At 67.7% G+C, this 19,098-nt stretch carries 18 protein-coding genes and 2 pseudogenes; 7 read left to right on the forward strand and 13 right to left on the reverse strand.

Annotated elements, in window-relative coordinates:
* The first annotated feature begins 6 nt into the window (after positions 1-6).
* From HMPREF3067_RS05205 to HMPREF3067_RS05215, 3 genes are read left to right on the forward strand one after another with little or no spacing between them, the layout of a single operon-like run.
* The gene (locus HMPREF3067_RS05205; RefSeq protein WP_070768663.1) at positions 7-1,671 is read left to right on the forward strand and encodes a carbon starvation CstA family protein; all 1,665 of its coding nucleotides are present in this window, start codon (positions 7-9) and stop codon (positions 1,669-1,671) included.
* Complete coding sequence (locus HMPREF3067_RS05210) at positions 1,668-1,910, forward strand: cory-CC-star protein (RefSeq protein WP_070768664.1); 243 nt, start codon at positions 1,668-1,670, stop codon at positions 1,908-1,910. The genes HMPREF3067_RS05205 and HMPREF3067_RS05210 overlap by 4 nt, the downstream gene beginning before the upstream one ends.
* Positions 1,901-2,797 (forward strand): ArsA family ATPase, encoded by an 897-nt coding sequence (locus HMPREF3067_RS05215; RefSeq protein ID WP_070768665.1) that lies wholly within the window; start codon positions 1,901-1,903, stop codon positions 2,795-2,797. Before HMPREF3067_RS05210 ends, HMPREF3067_RS05215 begins: the two co-directional genes overlap by 10 nt.
* Here HMPREF3067_RS05215 and HMPREF3067_RS05220 read toward each other — a convergent pair.
* From HMPREF3067_RS05220 to dacB, 12 genes and pseudogenes are all read right to left on the reverse strand, one after another.
* Positions 2,741-3,559 carry a pantoate--beta-alanine ligase gene (locus HMPREF3067_RS05220; RefSeq protein WP_070768666.1) on the reverse strand — a complete coding sequence of 273 codons (819 nt, stop codon included), beginning with the start codon at positions 3,557-3,559 and terminating at the stop codon, positions 2,741-2,743. The two genes, HMPREF3067_RS05215 and HMPREF3067_RS05220, sit on opposite strands and share 57 nt — an antisense overlap.
* Positions 3,543-4,148, reverse strand: coding sequence for a Rossmann-fold NAD(P)-binding domain-containing protein (locus tag HMPREF3067_RS05225; protein WP_083319145.1), 606 nt, complete (start codon positions 4,146-4,148; stop codon positions 3,543-3,545). The genes HMPREF3067_RS05220 and HMPREF3067_RS05225 overlap by 17 nt, the downstream gene beginning before the upstream one ends.
* 2 nt (positions 4,149-4,150) lie before the next feature.
* Complete coding sequence (locus HMPREF3067_RS05230; protein WP_070768667.1) at positions 4,151-4,849, reverse strand: DUF6779 domain-containing protein; 699 nt, start codon at positions 4,847-4,849, stop codon at positions 4,151-4,153.
* 5 nt (positions 4,850-4,854) lie between these two features.
* A complete protein-coding gene (locus HMPREF3067_RS05235; protein WP_070768668.1) occupies positions 4,855-5,325 on the reverse strand; it encodes a DUF3180 domain-containing protein in 471 nt (156 codons plus the stop codon).
* The gene (folK, locus tag HMPREF3067_RS05240; RefSeq protein WP_070768669.1) at positions 5,326-5,793 is read right to left on the reverse strand and encodes a 2-amino-4-hydroxy-6-hydroxymethyldihydropteridine diphosphokinase; all 468 of its coding nucleotides are present in this window, start codon (positions 5,791-5,793) and stop codon (positions 5,326-5,328) included. It abuts the gene before it with no gap.
* Positions 5,793-6,164, reverse strand: a complete 372-nt coding sequence (gene folB, locus HMPREF3067_RS05245; protein ID WP_070768670.1) for a dihydroneopterin aldolase — start codon at positions 6,162-6,164, stop codon at positions 5,793-5,795. Before folB ends, folK begins: the two co-directional genes overlap by 1 nt.
* Entirely contained in the window at positions 6,164-7,024 is an 861-nt protein-coding gene (gene folP, locus HMPREF3067_RS05250; protein ID WP_070768671.1) for a dihydropteroate synthase, read from the reverse strand. Before folP ends, folB begins: the two co-directional genes overlap by 1 nt.
* Positions 7,025-7,028: 4 nt before the next feature.
* Positions 7,029-7,601, reverse strand: coding sequence for a GTP cyclohydrolase I FolE (gene folE, locus HMPREF3067_RS05255; RefSeq protein WP_070768672.1), 573 nt, complete (start codon positions 7,599-7,601; stop codon positions 7,029-7,031).
* A gap of 73 nt (positions 7,602-7,674) precedes the next feature.
* Positions 7,675-9,669: pseudogene (ftsH, locus tag HMPREF3067_RS05260) on the reverse strand (ATP-dependent zinc metalloprotease FtsH); the annotation flags it as partial.
* Positions 9,670-9,681: 12 nt separating this feature from the next.
* On the reverse strand, positions 9,682-10,269 hold the full coding sequence (gene hpt, locus HMPREF3067_RS05265; protein ID WP_070768710.1) for a hypoxanthine phosphoribosyltransferase: 588 nt from the start codon (positions 10,267-10,269) through the stop codon (positions 9,682-9,684).
* A gap of 42 nt (positions 10,270-10,311) precedes the next feature.
* Positions 10,312-11,190, reverse strand: a pseudogene (gene tilS, locus HMPREF3067_RS10970) (tRNA lysidine(34) synthetase TilS); the annotation flags it as partial.
* Between the two features lie 2 nt (positions 11,191-11,192).
* On the reverse strand, positions 11,193-12,455 hold the full coding sequence (dacB, locus tag HMPREF3067_RS05270) for a D-alanyl-D-alanine carboxypeptidase/D-alanyl-D-alanine endopeptidase (protein WP_070768673.1): 1,263 nt from the start codon (positions 12,453-12,455) through the stop codon (positions 11,193-11,195).
* An 86-nt stretch (positions 12,456-12,541) separates the two neighbouring features.
* Between dacB and HMPREF3067_RS05275 the strand changes: the two genes are divergently transcribed.
* From HMPREF3067_RS05275 to HMPREF3067_RS05290, 4 genes are read left to right on the forward strand one after another with little or no spacing between them, the layout of a single operon-like run.
* Positions 12,542-13,018 carry an inorganic diphosphatase gene (locus tag HMPREF3067_RS05275; protein WP_070768674.1) on the forward strand — a complete coding sequence of 159 codons (477 nt, stop codon included), beginning with the start codon at positions 12,542-12,544 and terminating at the stop codon, positions 13,016-13,018.
* An 8-nt stretch (positions 13,019-13,026) separates the two neighbouring features.
* Positions 13,027-13,317: a rhodanese-like domain-containing protein gene (locus tag HMPREF3067_RS05280; RefSeq protein ID WP_070768675.1), complete on the forward strand. Its 291-nt coding sequence runs from the start codon at positions 13,027-13,029 to the stop codon at positions 13,315-13,317.
* A gap of 58 nt (positions 13,318-13,375) precedes the next feature.
* Entirely contained in the window at positions 13,376-13,819 is a 444-nt protein-coding gene (locus HMPREF3067_RS05285) for a MarR family winged helix-turn-helix transcriptional regulator (RefSeq protein WP_070768676.1), read from the forward strand.
* The gene (locus tag HMPREF3067_RS05290) at positions 13,820-17,656 is read left to right on the forward strand and encodes a Pls/PosA family non-ribosomal peptide synthetase (protein WP_070768677.1); all 3,837 of its coding nucleotides are present in this window, start codon (positions 13,820-13,822) and stop codon (positions 17,654-17,656) included.
* Here HMPREF3067_RS05290 and HMPREF3067_RS05295 read toward each other — a convergent pair.
* Positions 17,653-19,035 carry a metallophosphoesterase family protein gene (locus tag HMPREF3067_RS05295; protein WP_246819242.1) on the reverse strand — a complete coding sequence of 461 codons (1,383 nt, stop codon included), beginning with the start codon at positions 19,033-19,035 and terminating at the stop codon, positions 17,653-17,655. The genes HMPREF3067_RS05290 and HMPREF3067_RS05295 overlap by 4 nt on opposite strands.
* Positions 19,036-19,098: the final 63 nt, after the last annotated feature.

Raw genomic sequence — 19,098 nt, forward strand, 5'->3', positions numbered from 1 at the left:
GATACCATGAACTCACTCATCCTCGCTGCCATCGGCATCGTCATGATGGCCGCCGGATACTTTCTCTATTCCCGCTTCCTAGGAAACCGAATTTTCCGACTCTCCCCCGACTACGCCACCCCCGCGCACACCATGCGCGACGGCGTGGATTACGTCCCCACCAACAAGTACGTCCTGTGGGGGCACCACTTCACCTCCGTCGCCGGCGCAGCCCCCATCATCGGCCCGGCCGTGGCCGTCATCTGGGGCTGGCTACCCGCGTTCCTGTGGGTGACCATCGGCACCGTCCTCATGGCCGGAATGCACGACCTCGGCGCGCTGTGGGCATCGCAGCGCCACAACGGCCAGTCCATCGGTACGCTCTCGGGCCGCTACATCGGCTCCCGCGGGCGCAACCTCTTCCTGGTCGTAATCTTCCTGCTCCTGCTGATGGTCAACACCGCCTTCGCGGTGGTCATCTCCAACCTGCTGGTCTCCACCCCGACCGCGGTCATCCCGACCTGGGGCGCCATCGTCGTGGCGCTGCTCATCGGCCAGGCCATCTACCGTTTTAACTGGAACCTGCCGGTGGTCTCCATCGTCGGCGTCGTGGCCCTCTACGCGCTGATGATTATCGGCGACCGCATGCCGGTGGTGCTTCCGGAGACCGTGCTCGGAATTCCGGCCAACGGCGTCTGGATCATCGCGCTGTTCATCTACGCTTTCGCGGCTTCCCTCCTTCCGGTCTGGGTGCTGCTCCAGCCGCGCGATTACATCAACGGCCTGCAGCTCTTCATCGGCCTGGGCATCCTCTACGGCGCCTTCCTGGTCACCGCCCCGGACATAGTCGCCCCCGCGCTTAACGGTGCCGTCCCAGACGGCACCCCGCCCATCTTCCCGCTGCTGTTCGTCACCATCGCCTGCGGCGCCATCTCCGGATTCCACGGCGTGGTGGCCTCAGGCACCTCCTCGAAGCAGCTGGACAAGGAAACCGACGCCCGATTTGTCGGATATTTCGGCGCGGTCGGCGAGGGCCTGCTGTCCCTGGGCACGATTATCACGACCACGGCCGGCTTCAAGACCCTCCGTGACTGGGAAGAGATCTACCACGAATTCAACGCCGGGGGCGTGGACGCCTTCGTCGCCGGCGGTGGCTCGCTGATGAACGAGGGCCTGGGTATCCCGACCTCGCTGTCGGCGACCATTCTCGCGACCATGGCGGTGCTCTTCGCCGCCACCACCATGGACTCGGGCATCCGCCTGCAGCGCCTGGTGGTCCAGGAAATCGGCGAGGTCGTCGGGGTGAAGATCGGTGCGCTCGTCGCAACCTTGATTGCGGTCGGCGTCGCCTTCACGCTGACCTTCTCCCAGGGCACCGACGGCTCGGGCGGCATGACCATCTGGCCGCTGTTCGGCACCACCAACCAGCTGATGGCGGGCCTGACCCTGGCCGTCCTGGCGGTCATCCTGACCTACCTGCGCCGCCCCACGCTGCCGGTGCTCATCCCCTTCGCCTTCCTCATGGTCATGTCCGTATGGGCACTCATCATTCAGCTCGGCACCTTCTGGCAGGAGCAGAACTGGCTGCTGCTGGTCATGGACATTATCATCCTCATCGCCGCGCTGTGGGTCACCGTCGAGGCGCTCGCTTCCCTCAAGCGGGCGCGGCGGCAACCGGAGCCGGTCCAATGAGCCTGCGGCAACTTCTCCAGGATTTCTACGCCGGCCCCTACCGCGCGACCTTCGCGAAGGCGAGGCAGGAAGAGGATGACCTGTTCCTGCTGCTGGTGCTGTCAGAGGCGCTCGGCGTGCCCAACCCGGCGTCCTACTACACGCTGGAGCTGTTGCCGGTCGTCTACGACGAGTTCCACGACTGGCACCGGCGCATGGGGATGGACCGTTCCCCGCTGGAGGGAATCTCATGCTGCTAAAGCCCGTGACGTTTTTCGGCGGCAAGGGCGGCGTTGGCAAGACCACGCTGGCGGCCGCCGCGGCGTGGAAGGCCGCGCAGCAGTATTCGACGCTGCTGGTCTCCACGGACCCGGCGCACAACCTGGGCTACCTCTGGGATGTCTCACTGAATGATGCCCCCACGGCAGTCGCCGACCGCCTCGACATCGTGGAGGTTGACCCGGCCGAGGTCACGGAAAAGCACCTGACCGAGGTCCGGTCAACCATGCAGAAGATGATGCCGCAGCGGCTGCACTCGCAGGTCGACCACCACCTGGACCTGGCGCGGCAGTCGCCCGGCACGCACGAATCCGCGCTGCTGGAGCGGATGGCGGACCTGGTCAATAGCGGATACGAGCGCATCATCTTCGACACCGCCCCCAGCGGCCACACCGCCCGCCTGGTGGAGCTGCCGGAAATCATGCAGGCGTGGACCGACGGGCTGCTGGAGCGGCGGGACCGCTCGGACCGGTTCACCTCGCTGGTGCGCGGACTGGGTGGAGACACCGACAAGGTGGACAAGCGCAACCAGGAAATTCGAAGCATCCTGTGGCGCCGGCGGGAGCGCTTCGTGCGACTGCGGGAAACGCTGCAGCAGGACTCGGAGTTTTACCTAGTTCTGACTCCCGAGCGGCTGCCGGTGCTAGAGACCAAGCAGTTCTACTCCCAGCTCCGGAAGAGCGGCATGACCATCGGCGGCGTGATTGTTAACCGACGCTCGCCGAAAGGGCAGGGCAGCTTTATGGATGCCCGCCGGCGGGTCGAGGACGAGGCCTTAAAAAGCCTGGGCCTGCCGACCGTGGAGGTGCCGCTACTGCCCGCGGACGTCGGACCGGAGCAACTCGGCTTCATCGCGGAGCTGCTCTGACTGGTACTCGTCCCAGTTTTTGAAGCCCACGCCCAGCGGCAGGCCGACGTTGTCGATAAGCCGGATCCCTCCCAGGGTGGTGGCGACGAGGAGGCGGGCATCGCCCTGCTCGGGTGCGGGCCCAAGATCCTTGCCACGCACGGCGACGTAGTCGGGATCCACGCCGGCGGAGCGAAGGACGGACTCGGTGACCTCGAGGACGTGCTCGGCGCCGGCTTCTGCCGCGTGCGCCCCGGCGGTCAGCGCGGCGGAGATCACGGTGGCAGCGGTGCGGTGCTCGGCGGGCAGGCGGGTGTTGCGCAGGCTCATCGCCACGCCCTCGGCAGTGCGGACGGTGGGCACGCCGTGGAGGCTAACGCCCAGGTGCAGATCGCGCACGGCCTGGTTTAAGGCCAGGTTGTATTCGTAGTCCTTCTCCCCGACCACGACGTCGGAGGGACGTAGCGCGCCGATGAGCGCCAGCGGCAGCGCTAGGTCCTGAACGGGCTCCAGGCCCCGGTCGGGGGTCGGAACGGTGACGGTTTTTCCGTACGGCCAGAGGGTCTCGGCATCGTAGTGCCAGACCACGTCGGCGTCGGGGGCGCCGCCTTCCCGCAGTGCAACGACCACGACGGCCGAGCGGATGGCGCGGGCCGCGCGGATGAGCGCCTGGTGGCCGGCGTGCACTCCGTCGCCCAGGATGACCAGCACGACGGGCCGGCCGGTTTTCGCGTACGCGCTGCCGACCATGCGGATCTTGGCAAGGTCACTGGTTTCGATCATTGTTCCCCCAGAATTCTAGTTCGATGTCCCCGCGCAATTCTGCCAGCCGGCGGGCATAGCCTAGGTAGGCGGGTTCCCCGTTGTAACCGGCCATTATCTGCTGCGCGCTCAGCGGCACGTAGTCGTTTCCGCCGCCCTCCCGGGCGAGGATCTCGCGCAGCATCTCCCGCTTGTAGAGCCCGGCGACGAAGCCGGGGCGGTCGGCATCATCGAGCAGCATGTATTTCCCGTGCGCCTCGAAGACCAAGAGGGTGGCGACGGTCTCGCCGAGCTCGTCCAGGGCATCGACGGCCCAGGCCTCGTCATCGACCGGGCAGACAGCGGCGACGATAGCGCCGCGGGTCTCCAGGGCATCGAGGGCCTGCGCGCCCCGGGTCAGGCAGGTGTGCATGACGATGGTGCCGGAGGAAACGAAACCTGCCGCCTCGTCGATGGCCACCGACAGCCGGTCTTCCTCCACCGCCAGGATGAGGGCTTCCGCGTCCGCGGCGGTGCCGACCTTGTGGCCGGCTTGGGCCAGGCGTTCGGCGAAGAGCTTTCCAGGGGCGGAGTCACCGATCACCCCGATGCGCATGCGCGGTGCGTCCACGGCTACTTCTTTTTCTTCATCTCGGCTATGAGCTCCGCGACGGAGACCGAGCCCTCGCGGTGAGCGTCCTGGCGGCGGCGGCCGCGCTTTTCTTCCTTCGGCTTGCTCACTTCCGGATCCCCACCGGTATCCCAGCGCACGGCCTGGAAGGAGTCAGTCTGGAAGGTGGGGCCTTCCTGCTTTGGCTCCTCGGCTTCCTGCTTTTCCTTGATAATCTCCTCGAGCGGGGTCTCCTGCGGCGTCTGGTTGCCCAGGCGGCCGGCGATGGCGTCCTCGGAGGGGGCGCCGGCGGAGGTCTGCTTGAAGTTGTCTTCGAGCTCCATGATGCGGCGGGCCTCGGCGCGCAGGGCGGCCGGCTCGTAGCCGAACTCGCGGCCCGACAGATCCTCCAGCTGCTTGCGGATGGTGCTCAGCTGCTCGCGGATCTCGGCGAGGACCTCCGGTTCTTCGGCGGTCTGCACCTTTTCCAGCTCCGCCTGGTGGAGCTTCTCGCGGTAGGCGAGCTCGTCCTCACTCTTCTGGGCCAGGCGGCGGTAGCGGGTGACAAGGAAGAACCCGATCACAGCGGCCCACAGAGCGGCGAGAAGTGCGATCTTTAGCGCGGCGTCGGAACCGGCAATGAGCATGACGATGCTGGCAACAATTGCGAGCACCACCAGCACTGCGAGCCCAATCTGGCCGCGATCGGTCTGGTTATTCATGGGTACTACTCTAACGCGTCCGATCCCGTTTCGGGCGGAGGGACTTCGCAGTATCGCTCCAAAACCACTCCCGCGATCGCCATGGCCAGCCCACCCAGGGCGGAAGCCAACACGCCGGTCAGATCGTCGGAGGCAGCGGCCAGGCGGCCGGCGTTCGGGACGACGTAGCAGGCAATGCCTGCGTACGCGCCACCGACGATGGTTCCGGTCCACGCCGAGGCCTTCGCCACCAGCATGAACTGGGCAATCGTCAGCGGGTTCAGCTGGGTGCGGTCCAGGCCGATGCCGTCGTCGTTTTTGGCCTGCCGCACCTTCCACGCCAGGCCTAGGCAGAGCGCGGTCATGACCCACAGGGTGATAGACACCGTCGCGGGGATGGCCAGCATGGAGCCGTAGAAGCGGCCGGTCAGAATCGCGGCCGCGGCGGCCACGAAGAGCCCTACCCCGACGAGCATTCCAATGGAGGTGCGTTTCACTTAGCGTTCCTTGATCTTCGAGACCTCGGCCGGGTCCAGCTTCGCGATCAGATCGCGGACGGGCACGCCGTTCAGGCGCGCGTCCGGGTCGGCCGCCAGCCACGGGACGAGGACGAAGGCGCGCTGGTGGGCGTACGGGTGCGGCACGGTCAGCGCGGGGTCGTCGCTGACGTAGTCGTCGATGTCGACGATGTCGACGTCCAGGGTGCGCGGGCCCCAGTGGCGGATGCGCTGGCGGTCGGCGGCCTGCTCGAGCTTTTGGCCGCGGCGCAGCAGCTCGATCGGGGTCTCCTCCACGTCGACGATGAGCACCGCGTTGAGGAATTCGTCCTGGTCGGTAACGCCCCACGGCGGGGTGGAATAGACGGGCGAGGCCGCCACCGTCTGGTCCGCGAATTCGCGGAAGACGGTCTCCAAGAGTTTTTCTCGGTCGTCCATGTTGGAGCCGATGGATAGTACCGCGCGCATTAGCCCCTCCGAATGGTCTTCTTCGAGCGCCGGGCGACGACGGCGACGTCACCGAAGGTGCGCTCGATGGGTGCCTGCGGCTTGTGCACGGTCACCTCGACCGCGAAGAGCTGCTCGTAGGTTTCCATTGCGGCGTCGGCAATCCGGGAGGCGACGGTCTCGATGAGATCGTAGGGCTCGCCCTCGACGATCCCGGCGGCGAGATCCGCCAGCTCCGCGTAGTTGATGGTCTCGGCCAGGTCGTCGTTCGGGCTGAAGCTCAACCAGCAGGTGATGTCGACGAGGAACTTCTGGCCATCCCGCTTCTCGTGGTCGAAGACCCCGTGGTAGCCGTAGCACTCGAGGCCGGTGAGCTCAATGCGGTCTGCCATTAGTTCCCCTGGTAATCCGCGCCGAGCTTCCAGGCGGCGGCGACATCGACGGCGTCGCGGGAGACGGCAACCTCGTGCACGCGCACGCACCACGCGCCCAGCTGGGCGGACAGCGCGGTCACGGCGGCGGTGGCGGGATCGGCCTCGGTCGGGCCGGCCGGCAGGTCGCGGTTTTTACGAATGCCGGTCAGGAAACGCTTCCGGGAAGCGCCGACGAGCACCGGGTAAGGCCCGTCGATGAATTCGGGCAGGGCGTTCAGCAGCGCCCAGTTGTCCTGCGGGGTCTTGGCGAATCCCAGGCCCGGGTCGATGCTGATGTTGTTCTCGCTCACGCCGGCCTGCAGCGCCTTGTCGACCAGATCGTCCAGGACGTTGTGCACGTCGCGCACGACGTCGCCGCCGTGGTCGGCCGCGCCCGCGGCGTCGCCGAAGCGGACGGTGCGCCAGTGCATCAGGCACACGGGCAGGTCGGTCTCGCCCATCACGCGGAACATGTCCGGATCGGCCAGACCGCCGGAGACGTCGTTGAGCAGATCCACGCCGGCCTCGGCGGAGGCGGCCGCCACGCTGGCGCGCATGGTGTCCACGGAGGTGAGGATCCCGTCTTCGTGCAGGGCCTTGATCACCGGGGTGACGCGGTCGCGCTCGACGCCCGCGTCCACGCGGGTAGCCCCCGGGCGGGTGGACTCGCCGCCGACGTCGATGATGTCCGCGCCCTGGGCCACGAGCTCGTGGGCGTGCGCGATGGCGTCGTCGACAGCCAGCCACTTGCCGCCGTCGGAGAAGGAATCCTCGGTCACGTTGACAATCCCCATGACCAGCGTGCGGTCGGTCGGGGCGGACAGATCTGCAATCGACATGGTGTTAGCTCCGGATTAGGCTCATGACCTCAGCGCGTGAGGCCGCGTTGGTTTTGAACCCGCCGCGCACGGCGGACGTCGTGGTGGTCGCGCCCGGCTTGCGGATGCCCCGCATGGCCATGCACAGGTGCTCGCACTCGATGACCACGATAACCGACTGCGCTCCCAGGGTATCGGTCAGCGCGTCGGCGATTTGGGTGGTCAGGCGCTCCTGCACCTGGGGGCGCTTGGCGTACATATCCGCCAGGCGGGCCAGCTTGGACAGGCCGGTGACGTGCCCACCCTTGCCGGGGATATAGCCGATGTGGGCCACGCCGTAGAAGGGCACCAGGTGGTGCTCGCAGGTGGAATAGATCGGGATATCGCGCACCAGGACCAACTCTTCGTGGTTCTCGGCGAAGGTCTTGTGCAGCACCTCGGTGGGATCCACGTGCAGACCGGCGAAGATCTCCGCGTACGAGCGGGCCACGCGGGCCGGGGTCTCCTGCAGGCCCTCGCGGTCCGGGTCTTCGCCCACGGCCAACAGGAGTTCGCGGATAGCCGCCTCGGCGCGCGGCTGGTCGAAGGAATTAGTCATCGTCGCGGTCCTTTTCATAGTCCCCGGCGTGCTCGCCGAAGTTGAATCCGTACTCGCCGGACGGGGTCTCGCCGGCCTCCCGGCGCTCCCGGGCCGCGCGGGAAGCGTCCAGCAGCGTCATGCGCTTAGGCAGCTCCTCGCCGCGCTCCTTGGCCAGCTCCACCGGGGTCTTGACCGGCTCGCGACCGGCCTGCTGCGGGAAGCGCACGTTCTCGCCCGGGAAGACATCGTAGGACTCGCGCGGGACGATATCGGTAAACAGGCGCTCCAGGTCCGGGCGGCGCAACGTTTCCTTCTCCAGCAGCTCGGTGGCCAAAGCGTCCAGGTAGTCGCGGTGCTCGGCCAGGATCTCGTAGGCCTGCTGGTGGGCGCGGTCGAGCAGGTAGTGCATCTGCTCATCGATCTTGGCGGCGACCTGCTCGGAGTATTCGCTGGTCCCGCCCGGGCGCCCGCCGAAGGGATCGCCCTGTTCCTGGCCGTACTTCACGGTGCCCAGCTCCGGGGAGAAGCCGTATTCGGTGATCATGGCTCGCGCGATCTTGGTGGCCTGCTCGATATCGGCGGAAGCGCCGGTGGTCGGGTGGCCGAAGACCAGCTCCTCGGCGGCGCGGCCGCCCATGGCGAAGACCAGGCGGGCGAACATCTCGTCCCGGGTGTACATGCCCTTGTCGTCTTCCTGGGCAGTCATGGCGTGGCCGCCGGTGCGGCCGCGGGCCAGGATGGTGACCTTGTAGACGCGCTCGATGTCCTTGAGCGCCCACGCGGACAGGGTGTGCCCGCCCTCGTGGTAGGCGGTGACCTTCTTCTCTTGCTCGGAGATGATCTTGGACTGGCGGCGCGGGCCGCCCACCACGCGGTCGGTGGCCTCCTCGAGGGCGTCGGCGGTGATTACGTTGCCGCCGATGCGGGCGGTCAGCAGCGCGGCCTCGTTGAGCACGTTGGCCAGGTCGGCGCCGGACATGCCGGCGGTGCGCTTGGCCAGCTGGGTGACGTCCACGTCCTTGCCCAGCGGCTTGTTCTTGGAGTGCACGCGCAGAATCTGCTCGCGGCCGGCCAGGTCCGGGGCGGTGACCGGGATCTGGCGGTCGAAGCGGCCCGGGCGCAGCAGCGCCGGGTCCAGGATGTCCGGGCGGTTGGTCGCGGCGATGAGGATGACGCCCTCGCGGTCGCCGAAGCCGTCCATCTCCACCAGCAGCTGGTTCAGGGTCTGCTCGCGCTCGTCGTGGCCGCCGCCCATGCCGGATCCGCGCTGGCGGCCGACGGCGTCGATCTCGTCGACGAAGATGATGCACGGGCTGTGCTCCTTGGCCTGCTTGAACAGGTCGCGCACGCGGGAGGCACCCACACCCACGAACATCTCCACGAAGTCCGAGCCGGAGATGGAATAGAAGGGCACGCCCGCCTCGCCGGCCACGGCGCGGGCCAGGAGGGTCTTACCGGTGCCGGGCGGGCCGTAGAGCAGCACGCCGCGCGGGATCTTGGCACCCAGCTCGTGGTAGCGGGTCGGATCCTCCAGGAAGTCGCGGATTTCTTGGAGCTCGTCGACGGCCTCGTCCGCGCCGGCCACGTCCTCGAAGGTGTTGGTCGGCATGTCCTTGGTGAGCTCTTTGGCCTTGTTGCCGCCGATGCCGAACATTCCCCCGCCCTGCTGCATGCGGGACATGAAGAAGAACAGGAGGCCAAACAGCAAGAGCATGGGCAGCAAGAAGCTGAGCATGGAGCCCAGGAAGGATTCCTGGGTCACGTTGGTCTCGTACTTCTCGGCGTCGGTGTCCTTGACCGCGTTGAAGATCTGCTCGCTGGCCCGGGCCGGGTACTTCGCGACGATCTGCTCGACGTCCTCGCGGTCGTCTACCGTGATGGGCTTTTTCAGCTCCAGGCGCAGCCGCTGTTCGCGGTCGTCGATCTGGGCTTCCTTCACGTTGCCGTCCTGCAGCTGCTGGATGGCCACCGACGTATCCGCCGGCTCGTAGCCGCGGGTGTCGTCGGTCAGGAAGGTAAAGGCGTACAGGGCGATGAGCAGGATCGCCGCAATGCCGCCATAGCGGAGGATTTTCTGGTTTTTCATCAAGGAATAAGTCTAGTTGTTGCTGTAGACACTAGGGTGCAGGGTGCCCACGAACGGCAGGTCGCGGTAGCGCTCGGCGAAATCGAGGCCGTAGCCCACCACGAACTCGTTGGGGATGTCGAAGCCGACGTCGAACAGGTCCAGCTTGGCCTTGACGACCTCGGGCTTGCGCAGGAGGGAGACCACCTGCAGGGACTTCGGGTTACGGTTTTGTAGGTTGCCGATGAGCCAGGACAGGGTCAGGCCGGAGTCGATGATGTCTTCGACGATGAGCACGTCGCGGTCCGCGATGTCCCGGTCCAGGTCCTTGAGGATGCGCACCACGCCGGAAGACGAGGTGGAGTTGCCGTAGGAGGAAACCGCCATGAACTCCAGCTGGGCCGGGATGGACAGCGCCCGAGAGAAGTCCGTGAGGAAATAGGCCGCGCCCTTGAGCACGCAGACCAGCAGCAGCTCGTCCTCGGCGTCGCGGTAGTGTTCGGAGACCTTGTCGGCCATTTCTTGGACGCGACGGGCGATGTCGTCTTCGGAGAGCAGGACCGCTTCCACATCAGCGCCGTACCGCTTATCCGGCACGGAGTAGTCCTTGGCCTCGTGCAGAGTCATGGTGGGGTGACCTTTCTTCTTCGCTTCTACCAGTGACAGTTTGCCACCTCGGCGCAGCACTTCCAAGCTCTGCACCGCCACCGGACCCTGGCCGTGCCAGTCGGTGCACAGCTTGTCGATGCCCCGGATGGCCGCCCGGCTCACCGGCACGCCGTGCGCGTTCAGCCAGCCGGCAATCGCGCGGCGGCGCTGCGGCTCGGCCAGCGCGGCCAGCTCCGCGCAGTCGTCGGTTAGGCGCGCGGGGCTAAGCAGCTCGTCGTCGGCGGCGACGTCCGCGGCCGCCTGAGCCAGCGCTGGGGTGGGATCCCCGCCGATGATGTCGCGCAGCAGCGGCAGGACCTGGGTACGGATAGCCACGCGGCGGAAGCGGGCATCGGCGTTCTGTGGATCCTGCCAGGGGGGATAGCCCAGCTCCCGGCACGCGCCCGCAGTGTCGGCTCTCCTGATACTAAGGAACGGCCGCCAGACGTTGTTATCCACCTTCCGCATACCCGTCGCCTTGCCGCGCAGGGCTCCCAGCAGCAGGGTTTCCGCCTGGTCGTCGGCGGTGTGGGCGACCAGGACGGGCCTTTCCGTGCCAAGCGCCTGGTACCGCGCGACCCGGGCGGCGGCCTCGGTGGGTTCGGGCACGTCGACGGTAACGACCTCCCCGGCCACGCCCAGCTGCCGCGCCGCCTCCACCGCGCGTTCGGATACCTCCCGCGAGCCGGGCTGCAGGCCGTGATCGACGGAGACGGCGGTGATTCTGTCTTTGTGCTCTCCGTACTCGGCCGCCAGGGCGGCGGTCAGGGCGAAGGAGTCCGCCCCGCCCGACAACCCGACGGTGACAGCGGGATAGCCCTCCGTGAAGGGCCGCACCGCGGTGCGGCAGGCCAGAAAGTGCGGGGATTTCCGCGGCCAGAAGGGCTCGGCCATGGCTAGTACTTGGCCAGGATGCTGGTCAGCGCGTCCTGGTTGGCGCGGGCGGGCAGCAGCTCGCCGTCGTTGGTCAGCAAAGCGAAGGCGTAGATGCGGCCGGACTGGCCCTGGGCGGTGCCGGCCAGGGCGGCGGTGCCCGTGAGCGTGCCGGTCTTGGCACGCACGTAGCCCTTGCCCGCCAGGTCGCCGTAGCGTTCGTAAAGGGTGCCCTCCCCGCCGGCGACCGGCAGGTAGGTCAGCAGCGGGCGCAGGTCCGCGTCCGCAGCGGCGTGCTCGACCAGGTGGGCCAGCAGCTGGGCGTTCAGGCGGTTGCCCGAAGAAAGGCCAGAGTTGTCCTCCAGGTGCGCCCCGCTCAGGTCGTAGCCGGCATCGTGTAGGACCTCGAAGGTGGCCTCGGTCGCGCCTTGGAAGCTGGCCGGCTTGCCCTGGTGGAGGGCGAGCTCGCGGGCGATAGCCTCGGCCGCGACGTTGTCGGAGTGCTTAACCATCTGCTCGGCGCGCAGGGACAGCGGCTCGGATTCGATGGTGGCCGCGATCTGCGCGCCCTCCGGGGCAGTGCCCTCGCCGGCCTCCGCGCCCAGGCGATCGGCCAGCTGCTGGGCGACGTCGCGGGCCGGCTGGTGGCTGCGCGGAACGTCGCCTTCGGTGGCACCCAAGCGGCCGCCGTTAATCATGGACGGCTGCATGGGGGCGACGTAGCCCTCGTCCACGTTCGCCGGGTCCCAGCCGGTGGCCTGATCGGGGCCGGACCAGACGGAGTTGTCGATCAGCACGCGGGAAGCACTTCCGATCTCTTCCGCCGCGCGGTCCAACTGCTCGTGCGTCATCCACACGTCGCCGGCGGACTTAATGATGACGTCGTCGCCGTCGCGGACGATATCGGTGCGCAGCCGCTCGTTCTCGTCCAAGGCCAGCGTGGCCGCGGCCGTGGTCAGCACCTTGGTGATGGAGGCGGGGACGAGGGCTTTGCCCGCGTCCTTTTCCCACAGCACCGCCCCGTCCGTGGTGTCGATGATCTGCGCGCCGTAATTGGCCAGGCCGTCCTTGTCCAGGGCCTCGATTTCGCCCACGAGCGCGGCAGCGTCGATGTCACCCGGGGTGGCCGGGGTGAGCGCGTCTCCAGGGGCGGAGACGGCATACGCCTCGCCGTGGTCTAAGTCGCTGTAGGCCTGCTGGACCGTGATACCCACCGCCGCGGTCGTGCCCACTGCCGCGGCGGTGACCACGGCAGCCAGGGTCCACCACACATGTTTTGCCTTCATCGCCTAATACCCTACCCCGGGCGCACGCTAGGATGTTCACTAGAATCATTACTGCCAATCTGCATTTCTTTTCATGGAGGTACAACGTGAGCGTTGAAGTAACCATCGAGATCCCGAAGGGCTCCCGCAACAAGTACGAGGTGGACCACGAGACCGGCAAGATCTACCTGGATCGCTACCTGTTCACCCCGATGGCCTACCCGGCGGACTACGGTTTCATCGACCACACCCTGGGCGAGGACGGGGATCCGCTCGACGCTCTGGTTCTCCTGCCCGAGCCGGTCTTCCCGGGCGTCATCGTGGAAGCCCGCATCGTCGGCGTGTTCAAGATGACCGATGAAGCCGGCGGCGACGACAAGCTGCTGGCCGTGGTCGATGACCCGCGTTGGGAGCGCTACCAGGACATCGACGACGTCGAGCAGCACATCAAGGACGAGATCGAGCACTTCTTCACCCGCTACAAGGACTTGGAGCCCAACAAGGAGGTCACCGGTTCCGGCTGGGGCAACAAGGAAGAAGCAGAGAAGATCCACGCCGCCGCCATCGAGCGCTACCAGGGCTAGTCCTTATTATGCGTAACGTTAACCCAACTGAGGTCCCCGCGGGCGCCCAGCTCATCGACGTGCGCGAAGACAGCGAGTGGGCCACCGAGCACGCCGCTGGCGCCACCCACATCCCGATGGGCGAAATCATCGACTGCGTGGGCGAGCTGGATAGTGATAAGCCCGTCTACGTCATCTGCCATTCCGGCGGGCGCAGCCTGCAAGTGGCCGCCTACCTGGAGCAGAATTTTGGTCTCGACACCGTCAACGTCGTCGGCGGGACCGACAACTGGAAGGCCAGCGGTCGCAAGATGGCCTAAATCGTTGGCTTCTGCCAATCATTTAGGTTTTCGACCTTAGGGGCGTTACTATGGTGGAATGAACTCAATACCCACCGAATTGCTAGAATCCCCGTCTTTCCAGTTGGAGCGCCTCCGCCGCCGCACCCGCGACGGCGTCGAGGCCGCCTTGTCCACCAAGCAGACCACCCTGCGCGAGTACTGGGTGCTGACCTGCTTGGTGGATTCTTCTGCCACCTCCCAGTCCTCCCTGTCCGAGCTTTTGGCTATCGATGCCTCCGATATGGTCCGCCTCCTGGACTCGCTGGAAAAGCGCGGCTGGGCCAAGCGCGAGCGCGACCCGCAGGACCGCCGCCGCCAGATCGTGGCCTCGACCAAGAAGGGTTCCAAGGCCCAGAAGGAACTGGCCCAGCTGGTCGACTCCGCCGAGGAAGAGGCCCTGGACTCTTCCACCAACAAGCAGCTCAAGCACCTGCGCAAGCTGGCCAAGTCGATCATTGCCGCCGATGAGGAAGAAGCGTAAATGGTCCCGCAGCACTACCTAGCCAGTGCCCTAGCCCCGCGCCCGCGGACTCTCTGGGACGTGCTGTGCACCACCGCTGAACTTTTCCCGGAGGCAGCCGCCATCGACGACGGCGAGGTGATGACCTACGCCGAACTCATCGACAGCGCCCGCGCCTGGGCCGCTGAGCTGGCCTCCCGGGGTATCCGCCGCGGCGACCGCATTGGCATCCGCATGACCTCGGGCCACCGGGATCTCTACCTGGCCATCGTGTCCACCCTGGCGGTGGGCGCGGCCTACGTGCCGGTGGACGCGGACGACCCGGACGAGCGCGCCGAGATGGTCTTCGGCGAGGCCGACATCGACGGCCTGTTCACCGACGCCGGCTTCCGCGCCCTGCGACGGCGCGATCCCGCTCCGCTGGAGGAGCCGCAGCCGGGAGATAACGCCTGGATCATCTTCACCTCCGGCTCGACCGGCAAGCCCAAGGGCGTGGCGGTAAGCAACCGATCTGCGGCGGCCTTCGTGGACGCGGAGGCCGCGCTCTTTTTGACCGACAACCCGCTCGGCCCGGACGACCGCGTGCTGGCGGGCCTGTCCGTAGCCTTCGACGCCTCCTGCGAGGAGATGTGGCTGGCCTGGGGCCACGGCGCCTGCCTGGTGCCGGCCCCGCGCTCGCTGGTGCGCTCCGGCATGGATCTGGGCCCCTGGCTCATCCGCCGCGACATCACCGTCGTCTCTACCGTCCCGACCCTGGCCGGCCTCTGGCCCGCGGAGGCGCTGGATCACGTGCGCCTGCTCATCGTGGGCGGCGAAGCCTGCTCGCAGGAGCTGGTCGAGCGCCTGGCGACCGAGGACCGCGAGATGTGGAATACCTACGGCCCTACCGAGGCCACCGTGGTCGCCTGCGCCGCGCAGCTCAAGCCCGGCCAGCCCGTCTCCATCGGCCTGCCGCTCAACGGCTGGGATCTGGCCGTCATCGACGGCTCCGGCAACCCGGTTTCTTACGGCGAGGTCGGCGAGCTGGTTATCGGCGGCGTCGGCCTGGCGTCCTACCTGGACCCGGTCAAGGACGCGGAGAAATACGCGCCGCTAGAGTCCCTCGGCTGGCAGCGCGCCTACCGCACCGGCGACCACGTGCGGCTGGAAGAAGATGGCCTCTACTTCGTGGGCCGCGTGGACGACCAGGTCAAGATCGGCGGCCGACGCATTGAGCTCGGCGAGGTCGAGGCGAACGTCGCCGCCCTGGACAACGTCTACAACTCCGCCGTCGCCGTGCAAAAGACCCCCGGCGGCGAGTCCGTGCTGGTGGGCTACGTGAGCCTGGAAGAGCCCGCGCGGGGCTTCGACGAGCGCCAGGCGCACGAGCGACTAGCCGAGACCATACCGGCGGCGCTGGTGCCGCGCATCTGCCTTATGGACGAGCTGCCCGTGCGCACCTCTGGCAAGGTGGACAAGAAGGCCCTGCCCTGGCCACTGCCCGGCGTGGGCGTGGACAGCGCCGGCCTGACCGCCACCGAGGCCTGGCTGGCCCAGCTGTGGGTCGACGTGCTGGGCGTGTCCGTCGAGGACGAAAACGCGGACTTCTTCTCCCTGGGAGGGACCTCCCTGGCCGCAGCGACTCTGGTCGGCCGGATCCGCGAGCGCTACCCCACCGTGGCCGTGCGCGAGCTCTACGATCACCCGCGGCTGGGCTCGCTGGCCGAGCACCTCGCCGGCGCCGAGCCGCGCCCGGCAACCCACGAGCCGCGCTCGGTGGCCCCGGTGGGGGCCGCGACCCGCGTGGCCCAGACCCTCACCAACGTGGTCGCCATGACGCTATCCGGCATGACCTGGATCGCCTGGCTGCTGCTGGGCTCGAACCTGGCCGCGGCGGCCGGCGTTGATTTCGCCGCGCACACCAGCTGGTGGCTGGTGGCCGTCCTGCTGGTCGTCTTCGCGACCCCGCTGGGGCGCATCCCCATCGGCGCTTTGGGCGCCCGCGCGCTCACGGCCGGGATCTCCCCGGGCGACTACCCGCGCGGCGGCTCGGTGCACCTGCGCATCTGGGCCGCGGAGCGCTGGGCGGACGCCTCCGGCTCCCGCGGTATCGCGGGCGCTACCTGGGTCAACAACTACGCCCGCCTGCTGGGGGTAAAGATTGGCAAGTCCGTGGACCTGCACACCCTGCCGCCCGTGACCGGGCTGCTGACGGTGGGCAAGCACGCCGCCATCGAGCCGGGCGTGGACCTGTCCGGCTACTGGGTGGACGGGGACATCGTCCACGTCGGGGCCATCGACATCAAGGAGGGTGCTCGCATCGGCGCGCGCTCGACCCTGCTGCCCGGCGCGGTCATCGGCGCTTATGCCCACGTGGAGACCGGCTCCACCGTGACCGGGGCCAAGAAGGTCAAGGCGGGCCAGCGCTGGTCCGGCTCCCCGGCGCGCAAGGTCGGCCGCTCCAAGCACCGCTTCCCCGACCACCCGCCGGCGCGGCGCTCCAGCTGGGTGCCGGTCTACGGGCTGACCTCAGTGGTGCTGTCGCTGCTGCCAATCGTCGCTATGGCGGCCGGCGCCGCGCTGGTGGTCTGGCTGGTGAACGGCCCGGGCAACCCCGCAGTCGGCGCCATGCTTTTCGCACCGCTGGGCGGGCTGGTGGCCTTCGCGGTCCACCTGGCGCTGACCTGGGCGGGCGTGCGGCTGTTCTCGCTGGGGCTCAAGCCCGGCACGAACCCGGTGCGCTCCGCGGCCGGCTGGCGCACGTGGACCATCACCCGCCTGATGGACGACGCGCGCACCAACCTCTTCCCGCTCTACGCGGGACAGCTGACCCCGGCCTGGCTGCGTAGCCTGGGTGCGAAGATCGGCTCCGACGTGGAGGTCTCCACCGCCGTGATGGTGCCCAAGTTCGCGGAGGTCAAGGACGGCGCGTTCCTCGCCGACGACACCCTCCTGGGCGGCTACGAGCTCGGCGGCGGCTGGATGCTCACCGGCGTGTCCAAGGTGGGCAAGCGCTCCTTCCTGGGCAACTCGGGCGTGACGGGCCCGGGCCGCAAGCTGTCCAAGAACTCCTTGGTGGCCGTGCTCTCCTCGACCCCGAAGAAGTCCAAGGCCGGCGCCAACTGGTGGGGCTCCCCGCCGGAGCGCATGCGCCGTGTGGAGGCCCACGTCTCCACCGGCGAGTCCCGCACCTACCGTCCGGGCCTGGGCGTGAAGGTGGGCCGCGGGCTGGTGGAGACCCTCCGCCTGCTGGCCCCAATGGCCTCGGCCATGCTAGCCGCCGGCGTGCTGGCTACCCTGCTGTGGCTGCTCAAGGCCGCCAACCTGGGCGTGGCGATCGCGCTGAGCGGCCTCGTCCTCATGGCGGCGGGCGCGGTCGCGGTGGCGATTGCCTGGGTGGCCAAGTGGGTCTGCGTCGGTAAACACCGCGCCGCGGATCACCCGCTGTGGTCGGCGTTCGTCTGGCTCAACGAGCTGCAGGACACCTTCGTGGAGGTCGTCGCCGCGCCGTGGTTTTTCAACCACACCACCGGCGCGGGCGAAATCAACCTGGCGCTGCGTGCGCTGGGGGTCAAGATCGGCCGCGGCGCCTGGATTGAGACCTACTGGTTCCCAGAGACGGACCTGTGCGTGGTCGGCCGCGGCGCATCCGTGGGCCCCGGCACGGTGGTCCAGACCCACCTTTTCCAGGACCGCGTGATGAGCCTGGATACCGTCACCGTCTCCGACGGGGCGACCCTGGCCGCCCACTCGGTCGCCCTTCCGGCCGCCACCATCGGGGCCGGCGCGACCGTCGCGCCCGGCTCCCTGGTCATGCGCGGCGATGCCGTGCCGAGCGACTCCGCCTGGCAGGGCAACCCCATCGAGCCGCTCGCCTAACGCGGGAAGTCCTGGAATTTCAGCATCTTCTCGGCCTTGAAATCCCAGGCTTCCACGCGCACCCGGTCCGGGTAGACCTTTATCCGCAGGCCGGACGATGCCGCGTCCTTCTCCTTCACGATTTCCTCGTCGTGGTCGCCGTCGGGCAGGTATTCGTTGAGGATCGCCCCGGTGTTGACCACCGGGAAGGCGGCGTCTTTGTAGCGGTAGGTACCCCACCAGTTGTTCTGACGCAACGAGGAGTGCGAGTGGCTGGTAAAGGCCACGATATTCGGGTGTCGGGCGAGCACCTCACTGAGCGCTTCTAGGTCCTCGAAGTCGTTTTGGTACCACGCCGAGTGCGACATCGACACCGTCTGCGGCAGCAGCGGGTGGGTAAACACCAGCGGGGTTACTCCCCGGCTCTCCCAGAAGCCCAGGCGGGAGTCCAGCCAGCCCAGCTGCTCTTCTGACAGACGCTGGAAGGGCTCCTTGCCGCCGCGGTCGATATCGGAGTAGTACTCCGTGTTGATCGAGATCAGCGGCACCCCGCTGGCCATGACCTCCGCCCAGGGCTTCTCCTGGCCCGAGTGCTCTAGGAAGCGCTGCAGGTAGGTCTCCGAGCCTTCGGGCCCGTACATCTCGTGGTTGCCGATGGTCCACAGCTCCGTGCCGGAATCATGCGGCTGTGCCCGGTGCGCGGCGAGGAACTCATCCCACTGCGCCTTCGAGCCGTCATCGACTAAGTCCCCGTTGAGCACCAGCGCGTCCGCCTTGTCCTCCATGCCGTTGAGCTGGCGCACCGCGTCCTGGTAGTCCTCCGGGTCTCCCTGCACGTCGGAGAGCACGTCCACGACTGCCTCCGGCGTGCCCGCCTGCCCGAGCGGGCGCGTGACCTGAACGTTGTCCAGCGCCCACCACCAGTCATCGTTGCCGTTGCGGTAGACGAATTCTACCTGCATGGTTTTAGCCCCCGCCGGCACGTCGAGCTCCAGGCTCTCGTGCTTGGAGAAGACGTCCTCGGAAAAGACCGCGACCTCGCGCGCCTCACCGCCATCGAAAGCCACGCGCACCGCCGCCGACTGCTCCGGGGAACCCTGCCGGTAGTGGTGATCGAATTCCAGGTTCACGGTCTCCCCGCCCACGGGGATCTCCGGGCTACGCAGCGCCGTGGTCATGGAGTCGGTCTCATTGAGACGCTGCTGCTTGTTATCCACGATGGCGACGTTGCCGTGCGCCTGCGTGAACCAGTGGCGCATGTCCGTCCCGGCCGCCCAGGTCCAGTCCCGGATGGTGGACAGCGCCCACCCTTTCCAACGCGCCTCCCCAGACCTGACCCCGGACGTCGCCACCGACCAGCCCTCCGGCACGTTGTGCGTGAACTTCGCGGGATTAGGCACCGCGTCGAAGCCCTCCGACCAGAGGACCCGGTCCCCCGAGTCAGCATCAGGATCAGAAACAGA

Origin of the sequence: Corynebacterium sp. HMSC04H06 (genome assembly GCF_001815935.1) — a bacterium.
GTDB lineage: Bacteria > Actinomycetota > Actinomycetes > Mycobacteriales > Mycobacteriaceae > Corynebacterium.

What these genes read in the sequence shown, in the direction of transcription:
- folB (WP_070768670.1), bottom strand. Translation starts at nt 6,164, where the DNA reads ATGGCAGACCGCATTGAGCTCACCGGCCTCGAGTGCTACGGCTACCAC.
- HMPREF3067_RS05230 (WP_070768667.1), bottom strand. Translation starts at nt 4,849, where the DNA reads ATGAATAACCAGACCGATCGCGGCCAGATTGGGCTCGCAGTGCTGGTG.
- HMPREF3067_RS05215 (WP_070768665.1), top strand. Translation starts at nt 1,901, where the DNA reads ATGCTGCTAAAGCCCGTGACGTTTTTCGGCGGCAAGGGCGGCGTTGGC.
- HMPREF3067_RS05280 (WP_070768675.1), top strand. Translation starts at nt 13,027, where the DNA reads ATGCGTAACGTTAACCCAACTGAGGTCCCCGCGGGCGCCCAGCTCATC.
- folE (WP_070768672.1), bottom strand. Translation starts at nt 7,601, where the DNA reads ATGACTAATTCCTTCGACCAGCCGCGCGCCGAGGCGGCTATCCGCGAA.
- dacB (WP_070768673.1), bottom strand. Translation starts at nt 12,455, where the DNA reads ATGAAGGCAAAACATGTGTGGTGGACCCTGGCTGCCGTGGTCACCGCC.
- HMPREF3067_RS05290 (WP_070768677.1), top strand. Translation starts at nt 13,820, where the DNA reads ATGGTCCCGCAGCACTACCTAGCCAGTGCCCTAGCCCCGCGCCCGCGG.
- HMPREF3067_RS05285 (WP_070768676.1), top strand. Translation starts at nt 13,376, where the DNA reads ATGAACTCAATACCCACCGAATTGCTAGAATCCCCGTCTTTCCAGTTG.
- folP (WP_070768671.1), bottom strand. Translation starts at nt 7,024, where the DNA reads ATGTCGATTGCAGATCTGTCCGCCCCGACCGACCGCACGCTGGTCATG.
- HMPREF3067_RS05205 (WP_070768663.1), top strand. Translation starts at nt 7, where the DNA reads ATGAACTCACTCATCCTCGCTGCCATCGGCATCGTCATGATGGCCGCC.
- HMPREF3067_RS05210 (WP_070768664.1), top strand. Translation starts at nt 1,668, where the DNA reads ATGAGCCTGCGGCAACTTCTCCAGGATTTCTACGCCGGCCCCTACCGC.
- HMPREF3067_RS05220 (WP_070768666.1), bottom strand. Translation starts at nt 3,559, where the DNA reads ATGATCGAAACCAGTGACCTTGCCAAGATCCGCATGGTCGGCAGCGCG.
- folK (WP_070768669.1), bottom strand. Translation starts at nt 5,793, where the DNA reads ATGCGCGCGGTACTATCCATCGGCTCCAACATGGACGACCGAGAAAAA.